Below are 15,424 nucleotides of genomic sequence, written 5' to 3'. Positions count from 1 at the left end.
CAAGGGCAATCCGAAGGGGGGTCATCCAGTCGCGGCGTAGGCATGAACGAGTACATTCCGTTCCCCATGCGCCCAGACTCCTTGACCTTCCTTCGGACTTTGCTTGACACTCCCAGCCCGTCGGGATTTGAGCGAGCCGGCCAGCAAGTCTGGCTCTCCTACGTCCGACCCTTTGCCGACCGCTGCTGGAACGACGCCTACGGCAACTGCTTCGCCAGCGTCGAGCCTTCCCAGAAAACCAAGAACCCCTTCACACTCGCACTCTGCGGGCACGCCGACGAGATCGGCCTGATGGTGAACTTCATCGACCCCAACGGGTTCGTCTACTGCAAGTCGATCGGCGGCATCGACGCCGGCAGCATCGTCGGCAAGCGCGTCCAGTTCATGAGCTCCGTCGCCGGAGTCGCCCAGCCAGTGGCGGGCCTGATCGGCGCGACCGCGATCCATCTCCAGGACAAGGCCAACGAGGGCAAGATGCGCAAGCTGCACGAGCTCTACGTGGACATCGGGGCCAAGGACCAGGCGTCGGCGCAGGCCCTGCTGAACATCGGCGACCCCGGCGTCTTCATGGACCAGAGCATGCTGATGGGCGACGGATTGATTGTGGCGCGGGGCCTGGACAACCGCGTGGGCACCTTCGCGGCCGCCGAGGGACTGCGACTGATCGCGGAGCAGCGGGCAAATCTGAAAGTGCGCGTGGTGGCGGTGAGCACCGTGCAGGAGGAAGTCGGCTTGCACGGGGCGAGCATGATCGCAGCATCGCTCCATCCCACCGTCGCGCTGGTCACCGATGTCGGCCATGCGACGGACAGCCCCGGCATCAACCATCCGCAGCACGGCCACTTCAAGCTCGGCGGCGGGCCCAAAGTCTCGGTCGGCGGGGCGGCGCAGCCCGAGGTGTCGGCCCGGATCTTCGAGGTGGCCAAGGCCCGGAACATCGTGGTCCAGCGCGGCGGCGCCGCGGGTCGCACGGGCACGGACACCGACGCCATCTTCGTGAAAAGCGGCGGCATCCCCAGCGGGCTCGTCAGCCTGCCGATCCGCTACATGCACACCACCGTCGAGATGACGGCCCTGAAGGATCTCGAGCAGATCGCCGAGATCTTCGCGGGCTTCGCGCTGGGGCTCGCCGGCGACGAGGTCTTTGCTCCGCAGCTTTGAAGCGGGCACTTTCGGTAGACTGGAACCCGCATGTTGAAATTTGTACGCGAGGCGCTTCGAGACATCAAAAACACCGGCAGTGTGTGGCCAAGCAGCGTCGCGCTCGCCAGGGCGATGACCCGCGACCTGGCCTCCCGCGCCGGAACGCGGCGGGTGCTGGAAGTGGGGCCGGGCACGGGGCCCTTCACCAAGAGATTGCTCAAGGATCTGCGCGGCGGGGACCACCTTGACGTGGTCGAGCTGAACGAGCTCTTCTGCGACGCGCTGGAGAAGGGGCTGCTGGCGCCTTTTCGACGGGCGCATCCGGACATCCAGGTGCGGCTGCATCGCGGCCGGATCGAGGACGCCAAGCTCGAGGGCAACTACGACGTGATTGTGTGCGGCCTGCCCTTCAACAATTTCCCGCCGGCGCTGGTCCGCTCCATCTTCGCGGCGCTGCTGGAATTGCTCGGCGAGGGCGGCGAACTGGTCTACTTTGAATACGCCGGGGTGCGGGTGATCAAGGGATCGCTGGTCGGCTCCAAGGGGAAGCGGCAGCTGAAGGAGATCCGCGGCATCCGGCGCGAACTCTTCCGGGCGCACGACGGTCGCGAGCAGCTCGTGCTCGCCAACATTCCCCCGGCCTACGCGGTCCGGCTGCGCAAATCCAAGACGGCCGCGGTGCACGCCCGCACGGCGGCCAAGAGCCGGTAGGTTCGCACGGTGGCGTGGATCAACGAACATTTTCTCAAGCTCGGCGCGGGCTATCTCTTTCCCGAGATCGCGCGCCGTGTGAAGGCCTACACCGAGGCCAACCCCGCCCTCGCGGCCCGGGTGGTCCGCTGCGGCATCGGAGACGTGACCGAGCCGCTCCCGGAGGCGGCGGTGAAGGCGCTGCGCGAAGGAGTCGAGGACCTCGCTCGCCGGGAGCGGTTTCAGGGCTACGGCCCGCCGACCGGGCATGAATTCGTCCGCGCGTCGATCGCCAAGAGCGCCTTTCGCGACCGCGGCGTCGACATCCAGGACGACGAAATCTTCCTCTCGGATGGAAGCAAGCCCGACGCCAGCCACTTTCTCCAGATGCTCGGCGACGGCAACACGATCGCGGTTCCCGATCCGGTCTATCCGGTCTACGTCGACACCAACGTCATGGCCGGCAACACCGGCGCCCTGAAGAACGGCCGCTACGAGGGCCTGGTCTACATGGATGGCACGCCCGCCAACGGATTTGTCCCGGAACCGCCGGCCCAGTCCGTCGATGTGGCGTATCTCTGCTTTCCGAACAATCCGACCGGATCCGTCATCAGCCGCGCGGCGCTGACGCGCTGGGTGGAGTGGGCGCTGAAGCACGGCACCTTGATTCTGTACGACGCGGCGTACGAGGCCTACATCCGCGATCCAGCGATTCCGCGGAGCATCTTCGAGATTCCCGGCGCCCGGCAATGCGCGGTCGAGTTCCGCAGCTTCTCCAAGAACGGCGGCTTCACCGGACTGCGCTGCGGCTTCACCGTGGTGCCCAAGGATGTCTCCGGGCGCACGCGCGACGGAAGATCGATTCCATTCCACGGCCTCTGGTCGAGGCGATGGAGCACGTGCAGCAACGGAGTGAGTTGGCCGGTGCAGAAGGCGGCCGCGGCGCTGGGCACGCCCGAGGGCCAGAAGCAGATGAAGGCGCTGTGCGACTTCTATCTGGCCAACGCGGCGATCCTGCGCAAGGCGGTTGCGGACCAGGGGCTCCAAGTGTGGGGAGGCGAAAACGCGCCCTACGTGTGGCTGAAATGCCCGGTGGGACTTTCGAGCTGGGACGCCTTCGATCTGCTGCTGCGCGAGGCGCAGTTGGTCACCACGCCCGGCGCCGGTTTCGGCAATTGCGGCGAGGGTTTCCTGCGGGTGAGCGCCTTCAATTCCCGGGCGAACGTCGAGGAGGCGGGCCGGCGGCTTGCCCTGTTGACCTCAGCCGCATCGAGCCGCTGAGCGACCAGCCCGACTAGAAGCGGAAGCTGGCAAAGACGCCGAGCATCAGCGCCGTGCCGCCATCCTCGCTGGCCACCAGGTTGTTGGAGCTGGTGCGCAGCTTGAGCTGGTTGAACAGCGCCGCCCCCACCACGAAGTCAATCCGGAATTGCGGCGCGGGACGCCACTCGAAGCGACCATAGAGGCTGACCTGCTGCTCCTGGCCGACCCCGTTGGGATTGGGCCCGCTGTTGTCCAGCCGGAACATCCGGTATTCCCAGGCGCCGCCCAGGGCCGCGTTGATCTGCGGCCCGAGCTCCTGCACCAGCTCGATGCCGACGAAGGGATTCGCCTCGGGGCCGCGCAGGTTCGAGATGCGCAATCCCTTGGTGATCTCCCAGTCGACCAGCGGAACCGGCACCACCAGAACCGAATTGTCCAGCTGACCCTTGACCAGCATGCCCAAGCCCAGGATGTGCGTCTCGTCGAAGGCGTAGCGGAAATTCGCCAGACCGCCGCCGGTGATGGTCTTGCCCGCGTCCGCGTTCGCCTCGCCGGAGAACTGCAGCACCGGCGCCGCGCCCACCGACCAATGGGGATCGAGGCGGATGTCGAACCGCGGCACGATGCCCAGCGAGTTCACGTTGTTCCACGCGGTCATGGCGAAGGCGCTGGTGCCCGAGAAGTTGTAGTAGTCGTATTCGTAGCCGATGCCGACCGAGAGGCTCAGGTTGTCGGCCAGGGTGTACGCGCTGGAAAACCCGCCGTAGACACGGTCGGAGGTGTAGGAACCGTTGGGGGAGATGGAGGTGTCGAATTGATGGATGTAACCGCCGGAAACCTTCATGGTGCTCGCGGGCTTCTCGGTGTCCGGCGGCGCCGGCGCGGTCGCAACCGCGGGTGTGTCCATCGTCTTGGAGGGCGCCGGCTTCGCGTCGGCTCCGACATTCTGCGCGAACGCTGAGCCGGCCAGGAGCGCGAAGGCGGCGAGGGCCATGGTTCCGCGCTTCATTTCCTGCTCTCCGCGGCGCGGTGGAGCGTGCGCAGGTCCGCGGGCGTGGTCTCGAGCAGATTCTCAAGGATGCCATCCGTGGTGCGGCCCTCGGCCTCGGCCTCGAAGTTGAGCAGCACACGGTGGCGCATCGCCGGGAGCAGGGCCTGCTTCACGTCGTCGAAGGCGACATGGGCGCGGCCCGCAAGCAGCGCGTGCACCTTTCCCGCCAGGATCAGGGCCTGCGCCGCCCGCGGACTGGCGCCGAAGCGCACGTACTGGTTGACCAGCGGCGTGGCGAACTCGCTCTTGGGATGCGTGGCCAGGGTGAGGCGGACCGCGAAATCCTGCACGGCGGGATCCACGCGCACCCGGCGCACCAACTTTTGATAGGCAATGATCTGTTCGGCACCGAGCACCGCTTCGACCTTGGACTCCGTCCCCGCGGTGGTGCGCTCGAGGATGGTGGTGAGCTCTTCGCGCGAGCTGTAGCCCACGAGCAGCTTGAAGAAGAAGCGGTCCAACTGGGCCTCGGGCAGGGGATAGGTTCCCTCTTGTTCGATCGGATTCTGCGTGGCCATGACCAGGAAGGGCGGCTGCAAGGGATGAGTGACGCCGCCGACGGTCACGCTGCGCTCCTGCATGGCTTCGAGCAGCGAGCTCTGCGTCTTGGGGGTGGCGCGGTTGATTTCGTCGGCCAGCAGGATCTGGGCAAAGATCGGCCCCTTGCGGAACTGGAAGTCGCGGCCATGTTCGCCCTCCACGACGATGGTGGTGCCGGTGACATCCGCGGGCATCAGATCGGGGGTGAACTGGATCCTGCCGAATTTGAGCTGGAGCGACTGGCTCAACGTGCGGATGAGCAGGGTTTTGCCCAGCCCCGGCACGCCTTCGAGCAGCACGTGACCTCCGGCGAAGAGGGCGACCAGCACGCCGTCGACCACGTTCGCCTGCCCCACGATGACCTTCTGGACCTCGGACCGGACCCGGGCGAAGTCGTTTCGAAATGACTCGATCGCCCGCTCGGCGTCCTTGGGATCACTCATCGCCTCATCATAGTCGGGAATAAAAAAATCATTTGTATGATCGGCGGCAGGCGCCGGCGGACGCGCCCATCCGAATCCCGGCGAATCCACCATGAACTTCATCCAAACCCTCGGATCCCGCAAGGCGAGCGCGGCGCGGCGGGCCGATCCCGCCGGCTACCGTCCGCTGCTGGCGACAGCGTGGGGCCGCGTGCTCGCGGCCGGCGTGGTCGTGGGGCTGATCCCGGTGGTGATGGTGGTGTGGCTCGCCTTCGACCCGCAGTTCGCCAGCAAGTCGAACGAGGAGACTTTCAAGAGTTTCTTTTTCTTCCGCGAGCTGGGCATGCTGGGCGACGCCCTCCCGTGGATTCTGCTCAGCGCCGTCCTCTGGCTCATCGGATTCTTCGGCAAGCGCCGCGACATCGCCAGTTGGGCGGTCTTCTTGATCCTGTCGATCGCCGCCAGCGGCATCGTGGTCAACTTGGTGAAATTCATCTTTCTGCGGACGCGGCCGAACTGGCAGGGGGTGGTGCCCGAGGGCGGCAGCTTCTCCTTCCCATCCGGGCACTCGGTGACGGTCGGGGCGATCGCGATGGTCTGCGTCCTGCGCTGGCCCAAACTGGCGCCGGCCGCCGCGGCGCTGGTCGTGATGGTCTGCGTGAACCGGATCGTCTCGCTCAATCACTATCCGACCGACGTGATCGTCGGCCTGATCCTCGGCCTCATTTCCACGCTGGCGATTGAATGGTGCTGGTGGCGGTACCAGCCCCACACGTTTGCGGGTTTGCGCTGACGGCGCGGCGATCGAATGCTCAATGGCGAACGGCCCGGCTCAGACCACGGGCGGCTTGATCTGCAGCTTTTCCAGCACGCCGTCGATCAATCCGTAGTTGACCATTTCCTTGGCGGTCAGCCAGTTGTTGCGCTCGCAATCCTCGGCGATCTGGGCCACGGTGCGGCCGGTCGCCTTGGAGTAGATCTCGTAGAGCTGGTCGCGCATGCGGAGAATGTGCCGCGCCTCGATCTCAAGGTCGGTGGCCTGCCCCTCGAGCACGCCGGCGATCAGCGGCTGGTGCATCAGGTTCTCCGCGTTGGGCAGGGCGAAGCGCTTGCCCTTGGTGCCGCTGCAGGCGATGACCGAGCCCATGCTCGCAGCCTGGCCGATGATGTAGGTGCAGATGTTGCAGGGGACGAACTTCATGGTGTCCACGATCGCCAGTCCCGCGGTCACGCTGCCGCCGGGACTGTTGACGTAGAGGTGGATGTCGGACTTCTGATCCTCGTTGGCGAGGAAGAGCAGCTGGGCGACGACCAGGTTGGCCATCATGTCGCTGACCTGGCCGCCCACGAAGATGATGCGGTCGTTGAGCAGCCGGCTGTAGATGTCGTAGGCGCGCTCGCCGCGGCCGGTCTTTTCAATCACGATGGGGACAAGAGTCATGGTCGGTGGGTCTCGTGGGTGGGATGAGCGGTCGAATTCAATTACTTCTTGGACTTGTCGGGGAACACGGCGATCTCGTCGACGAGTCCGTAGGCCTTGGCTTCGGCCGCGGTGAAGAACTTGTCGCGCTCGCCGTCCTTGGCGATCTGCTCCACCGGCTTGCCGGTGTGGCGGGCCAGGATCTCGTTGAGCGAGCGCTTGTCCTTGATGATCTGCTCGGCCTGGATCTGAATGTCGGAGGTCTGGCCGCCGACGCCGCCGGAGGGCTGGTGGATCATCACCTTGGCGTTGGGCAGGATGAACCGCTTCTTGGTCTGGCCCGCGGCCAGCAGCAGGGCGCCGCCGGAGTAGGCGCGGCCGATGCAGGTGGTGGAGACCTCGCAGGAGAGGTACTGCATGGTGTCGTAGATCGCCAGCGTGTCGTCCACGTTGCCGCCGGGGGTGTTGATGTAGAAATTGATGTCCTGTCCGCGCTTCTGGCTGTCCAGGTAGAGCATCTGCATCATGACGCGGGCGGCGCTGGAGTAGCCGATCTCCCCGATCAGGAAGACGATGCGGTTCTCCAGCAGCAGCTCGTCGATCGTCATCTCGCGGGTGCGCTGGTAGCTGGTGGAATTTGTGTTGGGCCGGAGGAGCGAAAGAACTTCGTGCGGGAGTTGGATCGATGGGCTCGACATAGAGAGTCGGATGATAACGACGACGCGGCACTTGTGACGCGGAGGAGTCCCGCTTTGAAAACCGACGATTACTCCGGTGAAACGCCTTGAAAAGGATAGATCGCGGGAAGGCCGAGCAGCCGCGTGAGCGCGTCGAGCGCGTCGCGATTGCGGGCCAGAAGTTTCGGATCGGCAAGATCTTCGGGCGCGAGTTCGTCCGGATACCAGCGCTCGATCCAGGCGCGGAGCTCGACGGCCCGCGCCGCGGTGAGGACGCAGCCCGGGTGCACGCCCGCGAGTCCATCCGCGCCCAGCGGCACGCGCAGGCGCAGGCAGGCCGGACCGCCGCCGTTGCGCATGCTCTCGCGCACGTCCAGATAAAGGACGCGCCGGATCGGATTGGCCGGATCGCGCACGATGCGATCGGCGAAGGCCCGCGCCCGGGCTTGGTCGCGCACCTCGAGCGGACAGACCAGCGTCATCCCGTCCTCCGGAGTCGAAAGCAGCTGCGAGTTGAAGAGGTAGGTCGAGACGGCTTCCGCGATGGTGAGCTCGTCTCGACAAACGGCGATCGGGCAGAATGAATTCCCCACGCTCTCGGCGAGCGCGGCGATCACGCGCTCGCGATCGAGCCACGCATCCTGGTGGTGGAGCAGCGTCGACGCGTTGCCCACGGCGGCGACATCGTTGTGAAAGACTCCCTGGTCGATGGCGTCGGGATGCTGCTGGGCGAAGACGCAGCGGGCGGGATCCAGTTGAAGCAATTCGGCGACGCCCCGGCTCGCCTGGAGCGTCTGCCGCGCCGGGTGGATCTTCGGCCGGACCTCCGCATGCTCCGCGTCGGCGCCGAACACAAAAAAATGCGCGGCCGGCCGCGCGGGATCCGCCGGATCGAAAAGCCGGGTGTGGTTGGCGGCTCCCTCGTCGCCCAGGTCCGCGGCGGCGGGCAGCGCCTTGTGCACCGCGAATCGCGCGCGATCGGGAAAGACGGCGCTCAGGATGCGATGCGTGCTCGCGGGCTCGATGGCGCGGTGGGGCATCGACTTCAGATTGGCGACCACCAGGTGCGTGCGTCCGTCGCGGGCGTCGGCCGCCGGCGCCACCGTCGCGGCGTTGGCGCTCCACATGAAGCTGGAACTGCAGCACTGCGCCAGCAGGTGCGGTTGCTCGGCGCCGGCGCGGGCCAGCACCTGCTCGTCGCCGCCGGTGAATCCGTGGGCGCGCAGCGCCCAGATCGCGGGGCGCTCATGGGGGGGAAGAAAGCCTTGCGGCATGCCCAGCGCCGCCACCGCCTCCATCTTGGCGATCCCCTGCAACGCCGCGGATTTTGGCCTCGATAGGCGACCCGCGTTGCTCTGGCTCGCCATGTTTCCCGCGGAAAGTCCGGCGTAGTTGTGGGTCATGCCGACCAGGCCGTCGAAGTTGGCTTCGGCCGGAATGGAATGGGTTGGCGCGGCGCTCACGCGCCGGAGAGTAAGCGATGGCGCGGCCCGTTGTCCCGCGGCGCCCTCCGGATCAACGGTTACTCTTTCGCCCATGGCCAAGCGCGCGAATGCGGACTCCAGCCCGGTCGACGCAGAGATGCGCGTGGTGGTGCTGACCGGGAAGGATTCCCTGCTCCGGCTCGAGCGCTCGCACGCGCTGGAGGCGGGACTGAAGGAAAAATTCGGCAGCGTCGACCGCTTCGACTTCGATGGTGCCACGGTGTCGCTCGCCACGGTGCTGGACGAGCTGCGGATGTTCGGGCTGCTGGCCGTGCACAAGCTGGTGGTCGTCGACCAGGCCGAGGCCTTCATGGGCGCCGAGGAGCGCCGCCGCGCCATGGAGCGCTACGCGGAGCAGCCGCAGGGGGAATCGACCCTGCTGATGCGCAGCGCCTCGGGCTGGCGGCCCGGCAATTTCGACAAGATCGTGGCCAAGGTCGGCGCCGTCATCAAGTGCGACTCGCCCGGCGAGGAGGAGGCCCTCGCCTGGTGCCTGAGGCGCGCCACGCAGACGCACGGAGCGGACCTCGAGGAGGGAGCTGCGGCGCTGCTGGTGGAGAAGATCGGATGCGACCTCGCCCGCCTGGACGCCGAGCTGGGCAAACTCTCCGCCGCCGCGGCCAAGCCCGGCGAGAGCGGGGCGGCCATCACCCGAAAGCTGGTTCAGGAATTCACCGGCCTCAGCCGCGAGGAGCAGGCGTGGGAAATCCAGCAGCCGGTGCTGGCGGGCGACGCAGCGGGGGCGCTGCGCCTGCTGCACGAGCTGCTGACGGTGAGCCGCGTTCCCGAGGTGATGATCGGCTGGAGCCTGGTGGACCTCACCCGCAAACTCCACGACGCGAGCCGGCTGCTGGCCGCGGGAAGGAACGAGGGCGATGTCGCCCGCGCGCTGAAGTTGTGGGGACCCGGCGCGAGCACCTTGACGCGGACCGCCCGCAAGCTGAGCCCGCGCGTCGCGGCGCGGATGTTCGCGGCCGCCATCAACGCGGACCAGTCGACCAAGAATGGAACGTCGCTCGACCCGGCGCGCACCTTCGAGATGTTCGCCGCGCAGGTGGCCGGACAGATCGCCCGGTAGAATCCTCCATCCTTCGGCCCCACCATGCAGGCCATCCCCGCACCATCCCCTCCGCCAGCGCTCCATGCGGAGCCGCCAAAAAAGCTGCTTTCGAAGCGCACCGCGGCGCTCTCCGTGACGGCGCTGGGAGTCGTCTTCGGCGACATCGGCACCAGCCCGCTTTACATGATGAAGGAAACCTTCGGCGGCAGCGGCTCGATGGGCCTGAACGAGACGTCGGTTTACGGCGTCTTGTCGCTCGCCTTCTGGTCGCTGATAATCGTGGTGTCGATCAAATATTGCTGGTTCATCATGCGGGCCGACAATAAAGGCGAGGGCGGCGTGCTCTCTCTCGCCTCGCTCGCGTTGCGCACCGGTCACGCCGCACCGCGCCGCCGCCGGATGATTTGGTTCCTCGCCCTCGCGGGTCTCGCATTGTTTTATGGCGACGCCCTCATCACGCCGTCGGTCTCGGTTCTCTCGGCGGTAGAAGGCCTCAAAGTGGCGACGTCGGCGTTCAACGATTTCGTTGTCCCGTTGGCGACCATGATTCTGATCGCGCTTTTTTTCTTTCAAAGCCGCGGCACGCATACGGTCGGCAGGCTTTTCGGACCCGTGATGTTGCTCTGGTTCGCCACGATCGGCGCACTCGGCCTGGTCGAGATTTTCGAACGTCCGCAAGTTTTGATGGCGATCAGCCCGCATTACGCGTTCCAAATGATCGGCGTCCAACCCTGGGCCGCGTTCGTAGCCCTTGGTTCGATAGTGCTGTGCGTCACCGGCGCCGAAGCGCTCTACGCCGACATGGGCCATTTCGGCAAAGGTCCCATCCGGACCGCGTGGATCGGCGTCGCGGTCTGCTTGGTGCTGAACTATTTCGGACAAGGCGCCTTGTTGCTCAACAACCCGCGCACGCTGAGCAACCCGTTCTTTTTGCTGGCGCCGGGTTGGGCGTTGTATCCGTTGGTGGCGCTCGCCACCTGCGCCACCGTAATCGCGTCGCAAGCTGTGATCTCTGGCGTTTTTTCGCTCACCCGCCAAGCGATTCAGTTGGGCTACCTGCCGCGCATGGACATCCGCCACACCTCGGCGACCGAGATGGGCCAAATCTACATCCCTCAGATCAATTGGTTCCTTATGATCGGCGTTGCGTTCATCGTCGTCTGGTTCGGTTCGTCGAGTGCGTTGACCCACGCCTACGGCCTCGCCGTGACCGGCGCCATGACGATCGACACGATCCTCGCCATCATTGTCGCCCGTTGGCTGTGGGGCTGGAACCGTTGGGTAACGTTTGCCGTCTTCGGCGGCTTCCTCGTCGTCGACGTCGCCTTCCTATCGTCCAACATGCTGAAAATCCCGACCGGCGGTTGGCTGCCGATCGTTGTCGCCATGGCGGCCTACACCGCATTTTCGGTATGGAACCGCGGCCGCGAAGCCCTGATCGGCAAGCTCTATCGCGACGCCATGCCGATCCGCGAATTCCTCGACCACTGGGATCGCACGACGGAGCGCGTCAGCGGCACGGCCGTGTTCATGACCTCGAACCTCGCCGTCGTACCCACCGCGTTTCTGCACAACCTCAAGCACAATCACGTCGTGCACGAGCGCGTGGTGCTGATGAAGGTGGACTTCGACGATTTCCCGCGCATGTCCGACGAAAAGCGCATCGCGGTCGAAAAGCTCGGCAAGGGCTTCTACATGGTCACCGTGCGTTACGGTTTCATGGAACGGCCCGACGTGCCCCGCGCGCTCGAACTCTGCCGCCAATACGGCCTCTCGTTCGATTTGATGCAAACGACGTTCTTCCTCGGCCGCGAAACGATCATCCCGGCAAGCCGCTCGGAACTCCGCCGCTGGCAAGCGCAACTCTTCATCGCCATGCAAGGCACCGCGCTGTCGGCGACGCGCTTCTTCCGCATCCCCGCCAACCGCGTCGTCGAAATGGGCACCCAGGTCGAGCTTTAGTGCAGGCGCAGATGCGCAAGCTTCTCCGGATTGCGCACGATAAAGATCGACTGGATTCTTCCGTCGTCGATTTCGAATTGCGTGACGGTTTCGAAGCCCTGACCGTCGACCGACCACAGCGACGGCACGCCGCTCAACGTCACGAAGCGCAGCTCGCGCGGGCCGCCTTTGGCGCCGGCGAGATGCAAGATCAATTGCGCCACCTCTTCGCGTGAGTTCACGACCCGCAGCGCCGCCGGTGCCTTGCCGCCGCCATCGCTGACGAAGCGCACGTCGCTCTTCATCATCGAAACCAGCGCCGACGGATCGTTCGCGGCGACCGCCGACATAAACGAGGTCAACAACCGTTGATGCGTTTCCGGTTCGGCGCGAAAGCGCGGCCGCTCGGCCCGCACGCGATCGCGCGCCCGCGAAATCAACTGGCGCACGGCCACCTCGCTCTTGCCCAGCGCCGCCGCGATCTCGGCGTAGGAACTGTCGAAGGCCTCGCGCAAAATGAACGCAGCCCGTTCTTCCGGCCCCAAACGCTCGAGCACGACCATGAGACCCAGCGACACGTCGTTTGCAAAGGATTCCACGTCTTCGTCGCGCCGCTCGCCGCCTTCCGGCGTTAGCACCGGTTCCGGCAGCCAGGGCCCGACATAGACTTCGCGCGCCGCCTTTGCCCGCCGCATGCGATCGAGGCACAGCCGCACGACGACAGTTGTCAACCACGCGGCCGGCGTCTCGATCGCGTCGTGGTCGGCCGCCTGCCAACGCAAATACGCGTCCTGCACCGCATCCTCAGCCTCCGACCAGCGCCCCAGCATGCGATACGCGACACCCGTCAAACGCTTGCGCTCGGTCTCGAATATGGACGTGCCGCCGCTCATGCAGCCTTCGCCGTCGCCGTCACGCGGTCTTCGACCACGACGCGCTCGCAGGTGTGCGCAAAGCCAAGCCCGCGCTTCAGTCCCGGATAGAACCGCGCCGTGGCAATCAGGAACGCAAGTTCGATCAAGCCTTTCTCGCCCCACAACTTGCGAATCAGCTCGCGCATGTCGTCCGTCCTCTCGCCCTTCGCGACCGCTTCGCCATATCGAAACGCGAGCGCCACTTGCGGCGGCACGCTTTCCAACCTCCGCGCTGCCAGCAGCCGAAGCACGTCGCCCTTCACACCGTCTTTGAGCGCCAGGTTCACGTGGATCTGCACGCACGGCCCGCAATCTTCCACCATCGCCGCCGCCATCCCCGCGGAGTGATAGACCTCAGCCGGCGTATACTTACGTTGGCCTTCGACGAGCTTGATCATTGAGAACCGCCACAGCCACGACGGCGCGACATCGCGCAGATGATAGGCGAAGTCCATATTCACGTCGCCGATCTGCGTCTCCCCCCACGCGAGCATTTTGGTCAAAAGCCAACGGTTCATGAGTTGCCCCCTACGCCTGAGCGCGGCGTTGCAAAATGGAAATCGCAATCGCGAGCGCCGCCGGCAAATGCACCGCCGCAAGTTCGTTCAAAATCACATCGTGATGATGTCCCATGAACGTCTCGCCGACATGCAGCAGCGAATGCAGCCCGATAAACATCGCGCCCAAGGCGCTCGCCCGCCACCCGGCACCCAACTCGCTCCACGCCAGCGCCGCCCCGGCGGTCAAATAGGCGAGGCCAATATCGCGCACGAAATGAAGGTTAAGCGGCCCCGTGTCCGGCACGCCGGGCACCGCCGCGTACCAGGCGGGAGGTTCCAAAAACATATAGACGCCGTTCCCGGCCATCAGCGCGGCAAGGACAAAAGTCAGGATTCTCATGGGACTTCTTGCCTCCTTTGCCATATGACGCATCTCGCCCGGCCAATGTGACAGGGCACGAAAGTTGACAACCCTAGACTTTATCGGGCAACTCTCGCGACACAACGCCGCAACGACTGGGTTAAAGCCTTGGATTGCTTCTTCTTTCTGCTCGCAGCGCCGCTGAGGGCGACCCCATGACTGCCTATCTCGATTTCGAAAAACCCATTGCCGACCTTGAAGGCAAAGTCGAAGAACTGCGCCGCGTCGCCGCTCAAGGCGAGCATGCGGTCTCCATCGACGAAGAAGTCTCGCGTCTTGAGGCCAAGGCCCAACAGCTGCTGCGCGACACCTACGCGAAGCTCACCCCGTGGCAAAAGACGCAAGTCGCCCGCCACCCCGAACGCCCGCACTTTCTCGACTATGCGCACGCGCTGATCCAAGATTTCACGCCGCTTGCGGGCGACCGCGCCTACGCCGACGACAAGGCGATTCTCGGCGGTCTCGGAAATTTTCGCGGCCGCCCGGTCATGTTGATCGGTCATGAAAAGGGCAACGATACCAAATCGCGCCTGCGCCACAATTTCGGCATGGCGATGCCCGACGGTTACCGCAAGGCTGTACGTCTAATGACGCTCGCCGAACGCTTCGGCATCCCCGTGATTACGCTCATCGACAGCGCCGGCGCCTATCCCGGCATCAGCGCCGAAGAACGCGGCCAAGGCGAGGCCATCGCCCGCGGCACGGAACGCTGCCTCACGCTCGCCGTGCCGTTGATTTCGCTGATCATCGGCGAAGGCATGTCGGGCGGCGCCATCGCGATTGCCGCCGGCGACCGCGTCATTATGCTGGAACACTCGATCTACTCGGTGATCACGCCCGAAGGCTGCTCGTCGATCCTCTGGCGCAGCGGCGCCAAGGCGCAAGAAGCCGCCGCCGCGTTGAAGATCACGGCCCAAGACCTCTTCCAACTGCGCATCATCGACTCGATCGTGCCCGAACCCGTCGGCGGCGCCCATCGTGGCCGCGAACGCGCCATGGAAGACGCCGGCGACGCCATCGATCTAGCCCTCACCGAACTCGACCGCATGCCGCCCGAGCTTCTGAAAAAAACACGCTGGGACAAATACCTGGCGATGGGCCGCGTGGGGTTGGCGTGAGGTAAGTCCATGCGCCGTGCTTTGCTCGTTGCACTCTGCGCGGACGTTTGGACCTAACGTCAATTGCGCCTTCCGCTCATCTAAAGATCTCTCGCCAGCGCACGACGTTGTACCCGAGCGCAGTCTGGGAGCGCGGGCGTCCCGCCCGCCCTTAAGCACATCGCCGACGCGAAAGCCGTGGAGATTCAGAAAGAGCGGGCGGGACGCCCGCGCTCCCAGACTTAGCGAACGCTGCGAAAATGCTCCCGCACGTCGTCGGCAAACAGTTTCGGCTCTTCCATCGCCGCGAAGTGCCCGCCGGCTTTCATCTCGCGCCATCGCACGATGTTGTAACCGCGCCGGCCCCAGCTCTCCGGCGTCGGCGGCAGGTCGTCCATGGGATAATCGGAATAGGCGGTCGGCACGCTCACGCGCTCGCCGGGTTTGAGCAACGCGCTGCGTTCGGCGGGACCGGCACGATAGAGCATGTTCGCCGAATTGATCGTGCCCGAATACCAATAGATCGAAAGCTGCGTGCACATCGTGTGCATCGGAAAGCGCGCCTCCATGCCGTCATACGGATGATCCTTACGCGTATCGCCGAGCCGCCAATACTTGTCGGCGAGCCACCCGGCCAACCCCACGGGCGAATCCATCAACCCGAACGCCAGCGCCATCGGCTTCGTCGACTGGATCGAGCGATAGCCTTCTTCTTGGCGCCACCACGCCTTCATCTTTTCGATCCAGGCGCTTTCCTCGGCTGTCACCGGCGGCTGCGACGGATGCTTCAAATGCGGCCGC

16 protein-coding genes are annotated in these 15,424 nt (G+C 65.2%); 7 read left to right on the top strand and 9 right to left on the bottom strand.

Annotation, left to right across the window (positions count from 1 at the left end):
* The first annotated feature begins 66 nt into the window (after positions 1-66).
* Genes K8R92_06235 through K8R92_06225 form a run of 3 tightly spaced genes read left to right on the top strand, consistent with a single transcriptional unit; the run spans position 67 to position 3,114 of the window.
* The gene (locus K8R92_06235) at positions 67-1,161 is read left to right on the top strand and encodes a M42 family peptidase (GenBank protein MCE9619489.1); all 1,095 of its coding nucleotides are present in this window, start codon (positions 67-69) and stop codon (positions 1,159-1,161) included.
* A 30-nt stretch (positions 1,162-1,191) separates the two neighbouring features.
* Positions 1,192-1,854 carry a methyltransferase domain-containing protein gene (locus K8R92_06230; protein MCE9619488.1) on the top strand — a complete coding sequence of 221 codons (663 nt, stop codon included), beginning with the start codon at positions 1,192-1,194 and terminating at the stop codon, positions 1,852-1,854.
* A 9-nt stretch (positions 1,855-1,863) separates the two neighbouring features.
* Positions 1,864-3,114 (top strand): LL-diaminopimelate aminotransferase, encoded by a 1,251-nt coding sequence (locus K8R92_06225; protein ID MCE9619487.1) that lies wholly within the window; start codon positions 1,864-1,866, stop codon positions 3,112-3,114.
* A gap of 13 nt (positions 3,115-3,127) precedes the next feature.
* On the opposite strand, the gene K8R92_06220 is transcribed toward K8R92_06225, so the two are convergent.
* Both K8R92_06220 and K8R92_06215 read right to left on the bottom strand, forming a co-directional pair.
* On the bottom strand, positions 3,128-4,105 hold the full coding sequence (locus tag K8R92_06220; protein ID MCE9619486.1) for a hypothetical protein: 978 nt from the start codon (positions 4,103-4,105) through the stop codon (positions 3,128-3,130).
* A complete protein-coding gene (locus K8R92_06215) occupies positions 4,102-5,130 on the bottom strand; it encodes a MoxR family ATPase (GenBank protein MCE9619485.1) in 1,029 nt (342 codons plus the stop codon). Before K8R92_06215 ends, K8R92_06220 begins: the two co-directional genes overlap by 4 nt.
* Positions 5,131-5,221: 91 nt before the next feature.
* On the opposite strand from K8R92_06215, the gene K8R92_06210 reads away from it, so the two are divergent.
* Positions 5,222-5,902: a phosphatase PAP2 family protein gene (locus K8R92_06210; GenBank protein MCE9619484.1), complete on the top strand. Its 681-nt coding sequence runs from the start codon at positions 5,222-5,224 to the stop codon at positions 5,900-5,902.
* 39 nt (positions 5,903-5,941) lie between these two features.
* Here K8R92_06210 and K8R92_06205 read toward each other — a convergent pair whose 3' ends face one another.
* From K8R92_06205 to astB, 3 genes are all read right to left on the bottom strand, one after another.
* Positions 5,942-6,550 carry an ATP-dependent Clp protease proteolytic subunit gene (locus tag K8R92_06205; protein ID MCE9619483.1) on the bottom strand — a complete coding sequence of 203 codons (609 nt, stop codon included), beginning with the start codon at positions 6,548-6,550 and terminating at the stop codon, positions 5,942-5,944.
* 41 nt (positions 6,551-6,591) lie between these two features.
* Positions 6,592-7,227, bottom strand: coding sequence for an ATP-dependent Clp protease proteolytic subunit (locus K8R92_06200; protein MCE9619482.1), 636 nt, complete (start codon positions 7,225-7,227; stop codon positions 6,592-6,594).
* Positions 7,228-7,295: 68 nt separating this feature from the next.
* Positions 7,296-8,744: an N-succinylarginine dihydrolase gene (astB, locus tag K8R92_06195; protein MCE9619481.1), complete on the bottom strand. Its 1,449-nt coding sequence runs from the start codon at positions 8,742-8,744 to the stop codon at positions 7,296-7,298.
* Between astB and holA the strand changes: the two genes are divergently transcribed.
* Together holA and K8R92_06185 are read left to right on the top strand one after the other, a co-directional pair.
* Positions 8,743-9,768 carry a DNA polymerase III subunit delta gene (gene holA, locus K8R92_06190; protein ID MCE9619480.1) on the top strand — a complete coding sequence of 342 codons (1,026 nt, stop codon included), beginning with the start codon at positions 8,743-8,745 and terminating at the stop codon, positions 9,766-9,768. The two genes, astB and holA, sit on opposite strands and share 2 nt — an antisense overlap.
* Before the next feature lie 24 nt (positions 9,769-9,792).
* On the top strand, positions 9,793-11,712 hold the full coding sequence (locus K8R92_06185; protein ID MCE9619479.1) for a potassium transporter Kup: 1,920 nt from the start codon (positions 9,793-9,795) through the stop codon (positions 11,710-11,712).
* On the opposite strand, the gene sigJ is transcribed toward K8R92_06185, so the two are convergent.
* Genes sigJ through K8R92_06170 form a run of 3 tightly spaced genes read right to left on the bottom strand, consistent with a single transcriptional unit; the run spans position 11,709 to position 13,505 of the window.
* On the bottom strand, positions 11,709-12,584 hold the full coding sequence (gene sigJ, locus K8R92_06180; GenBank protein ID MCE9619478.1) for an RNA polymerase sigma factor SigJ: 876 nt from the start codon (positions 12,582-12,584) through the stop codon (positions 11,709-11,711). The genes K8R92_06185 and sigJ overlap by 4 nt on opposite strands.
* A complete protein-coding gene (locus tag K8R92_06175; protein ID MCE9619477.1) occupies positions 12,581-13,123 on the bottom strand; it encodes a hypothetical protein in 543 nt (180 codons plus the stop codon). Before K8R92_06175 ends, sigJ begins: the two co-directional genes overlap by 4 nt.
* A 10-nt stretch (positions 13,124-13,133) precedes the next feature.
* Positions 13,134-13,505: a hypothetical protein gene (locus K8R92_06170; protein MCE9619476.1), complete on the bottom strand. Its 372-nt coding sequence runs from the start codon at positions 13,503-13,505 to the stop codon at positions 13,134-13,136.
* Positions 13,506-13,681: 176 nt separating this feature from the next.
* On the opposite strand from K8R92_06170, the gene K8R92_06165 reads away from it, so the two are divergent.
* The gene (locus K8R92_06165; GenBank protein MCE9619475.1) at positions 13,682-14,644 is read left to right on the top strand and encodes an acetyl-CoA carboxylase carboxyltransferase subunit alpha; all 963 of its coding nucleotides are present in this window, start codon (positions 13,682-13,684) and stop codon (positions 14,642-14,644) included.
* A gap of 221 nt (positions 14,645-14,865) precedes the next feature.
* On the opposite strand, the gene K8R92_06160 is transcribed toward K8R92_06165, so the two are convergent.
* On the bottom strand, positions 14,866-15,424 hold a 559-nt coding region (locus K8R92_06160; GenBank protein ID MCE9619474.1), incomplete at its 5' end, for an epoxide hydrolase.

It is taken from the genome of Planctomycetota bacterium (assembly GCA_021414025.1).
Taxonomy (GTDB): domain Bacteria; phylum Planctomycetota; class Phycisphaerae; order Phycisphaerales; family SM1A02; genus SYAC01.
Note: the sequence above shows the minus strand (reverse complement) of the source record. Positions and strands in the feature narration are given on the sequence as shown.

What these genes read in the sequence shown, in the direction of transcription:
- K8R92_06235 (MCE9619489.1), top strand. Translation starts at nt 67, where the DNA reads ATGCGCCCAGACTCCTTGACCTTCCTTCGGACTTTGCTTGACACTCCC.
- K8R92_06220 (MCE9619486.1), bottom strand. Translation starts at nt 4,105, where the DNA reads ATGAAGCGCGGAACCATGGCCCTCGCCGCCTTCGCGCTCCTGGCCGGC.
- K8R92_06205 (MCE9619483.1), bottom strand. Translation starts at nt 6,550, where the DNA reads ATGACTCTTGTCCCCATCGTGATTGAAAAGACCGGCCGCGGCGAGCGC.
- K8R92_06165 (MCE9619475.1), top strand. Translation starts at nt 13,682, where the DNA reads ATGACTGCCTATCTCGATTTCGAAAAACCCATTGCCGACCTTGAAGGC.
- astB (MCE9619481.1), bottom strand. Translation starts at nt 8,744, where the DNA reads ATGGGCGAAAGAGTAACCGTTGATCCGGAGGGCGCCGCGGGACAACGG.
- K8R92_06170 (MCE9619476.1), bottom strand. Translation starts at nt 13,505, where the DNA reads ATGAGAATCCTGACTTTTGTCCTTGCCGCGCTGATGGCCGGGAACGGC.
- K8R92_06210 (MCE9619484.1), top strand. Translation starts at nt 5,222, where the DNA reads ATGAACTTCATCCAAACCCTCGGATCCCGCAAGGCGAGCGCGGCGCGG.
- K8R92_06215 (MCE9619485.1), bottom strand. Translation starts at nt 5,130, where the DNA reads ATGAGTGATCCCAAGGACGCCGAGCGGGCGATCGAGTCATTTCGAAAC.
- K8R92_06200 (MCE9619482.1), bottom strand. Translation starts at nt 7,227, where the DNA reads ATGTCGAGCCCATCGATCCAACTCCCGCACGAAGTTCTTTCGCTCCTC.
- sigJ (MCE9619478.1), bottom strand. Translation starts at nt 12,584, where the DNA reads ATGAGCGGCGGCACGTCCATATTCGAGACCGAGCGCAAGCGTTTGACG.
- holA (MCE9619480.1), top strand. Translation starts at nt 8,743, where the DNA reads ATGGCCAAGCGCGCGAATGCGGACTCCAGCCCGGTCGACGCAGAGATG.
- K8R92_06175 (MCE9619477.1), bottom strand. Translation starts at nt 13,123, where the DNA reads ATGAACCGTTGGCTTTTGACCAAAATGCTCGCGTGGGGGGAGACGCAG.
- K8R92_06185 (MCE9619479.1), top strand. Translation starts at nt 9,793, where the DNA reads ATGCAGGCCATCCCCGCACCATCCCCTCCGCCAGCGCTCCATGCGGAG.
- K8R92_06230 (MCE9619488.1), top strand. Translation starts at nt 1,192, where the DNA reads ATGTTGAAATTTGTACGCGAGGCGCTTCGAGACATCAAAAACACCGGC.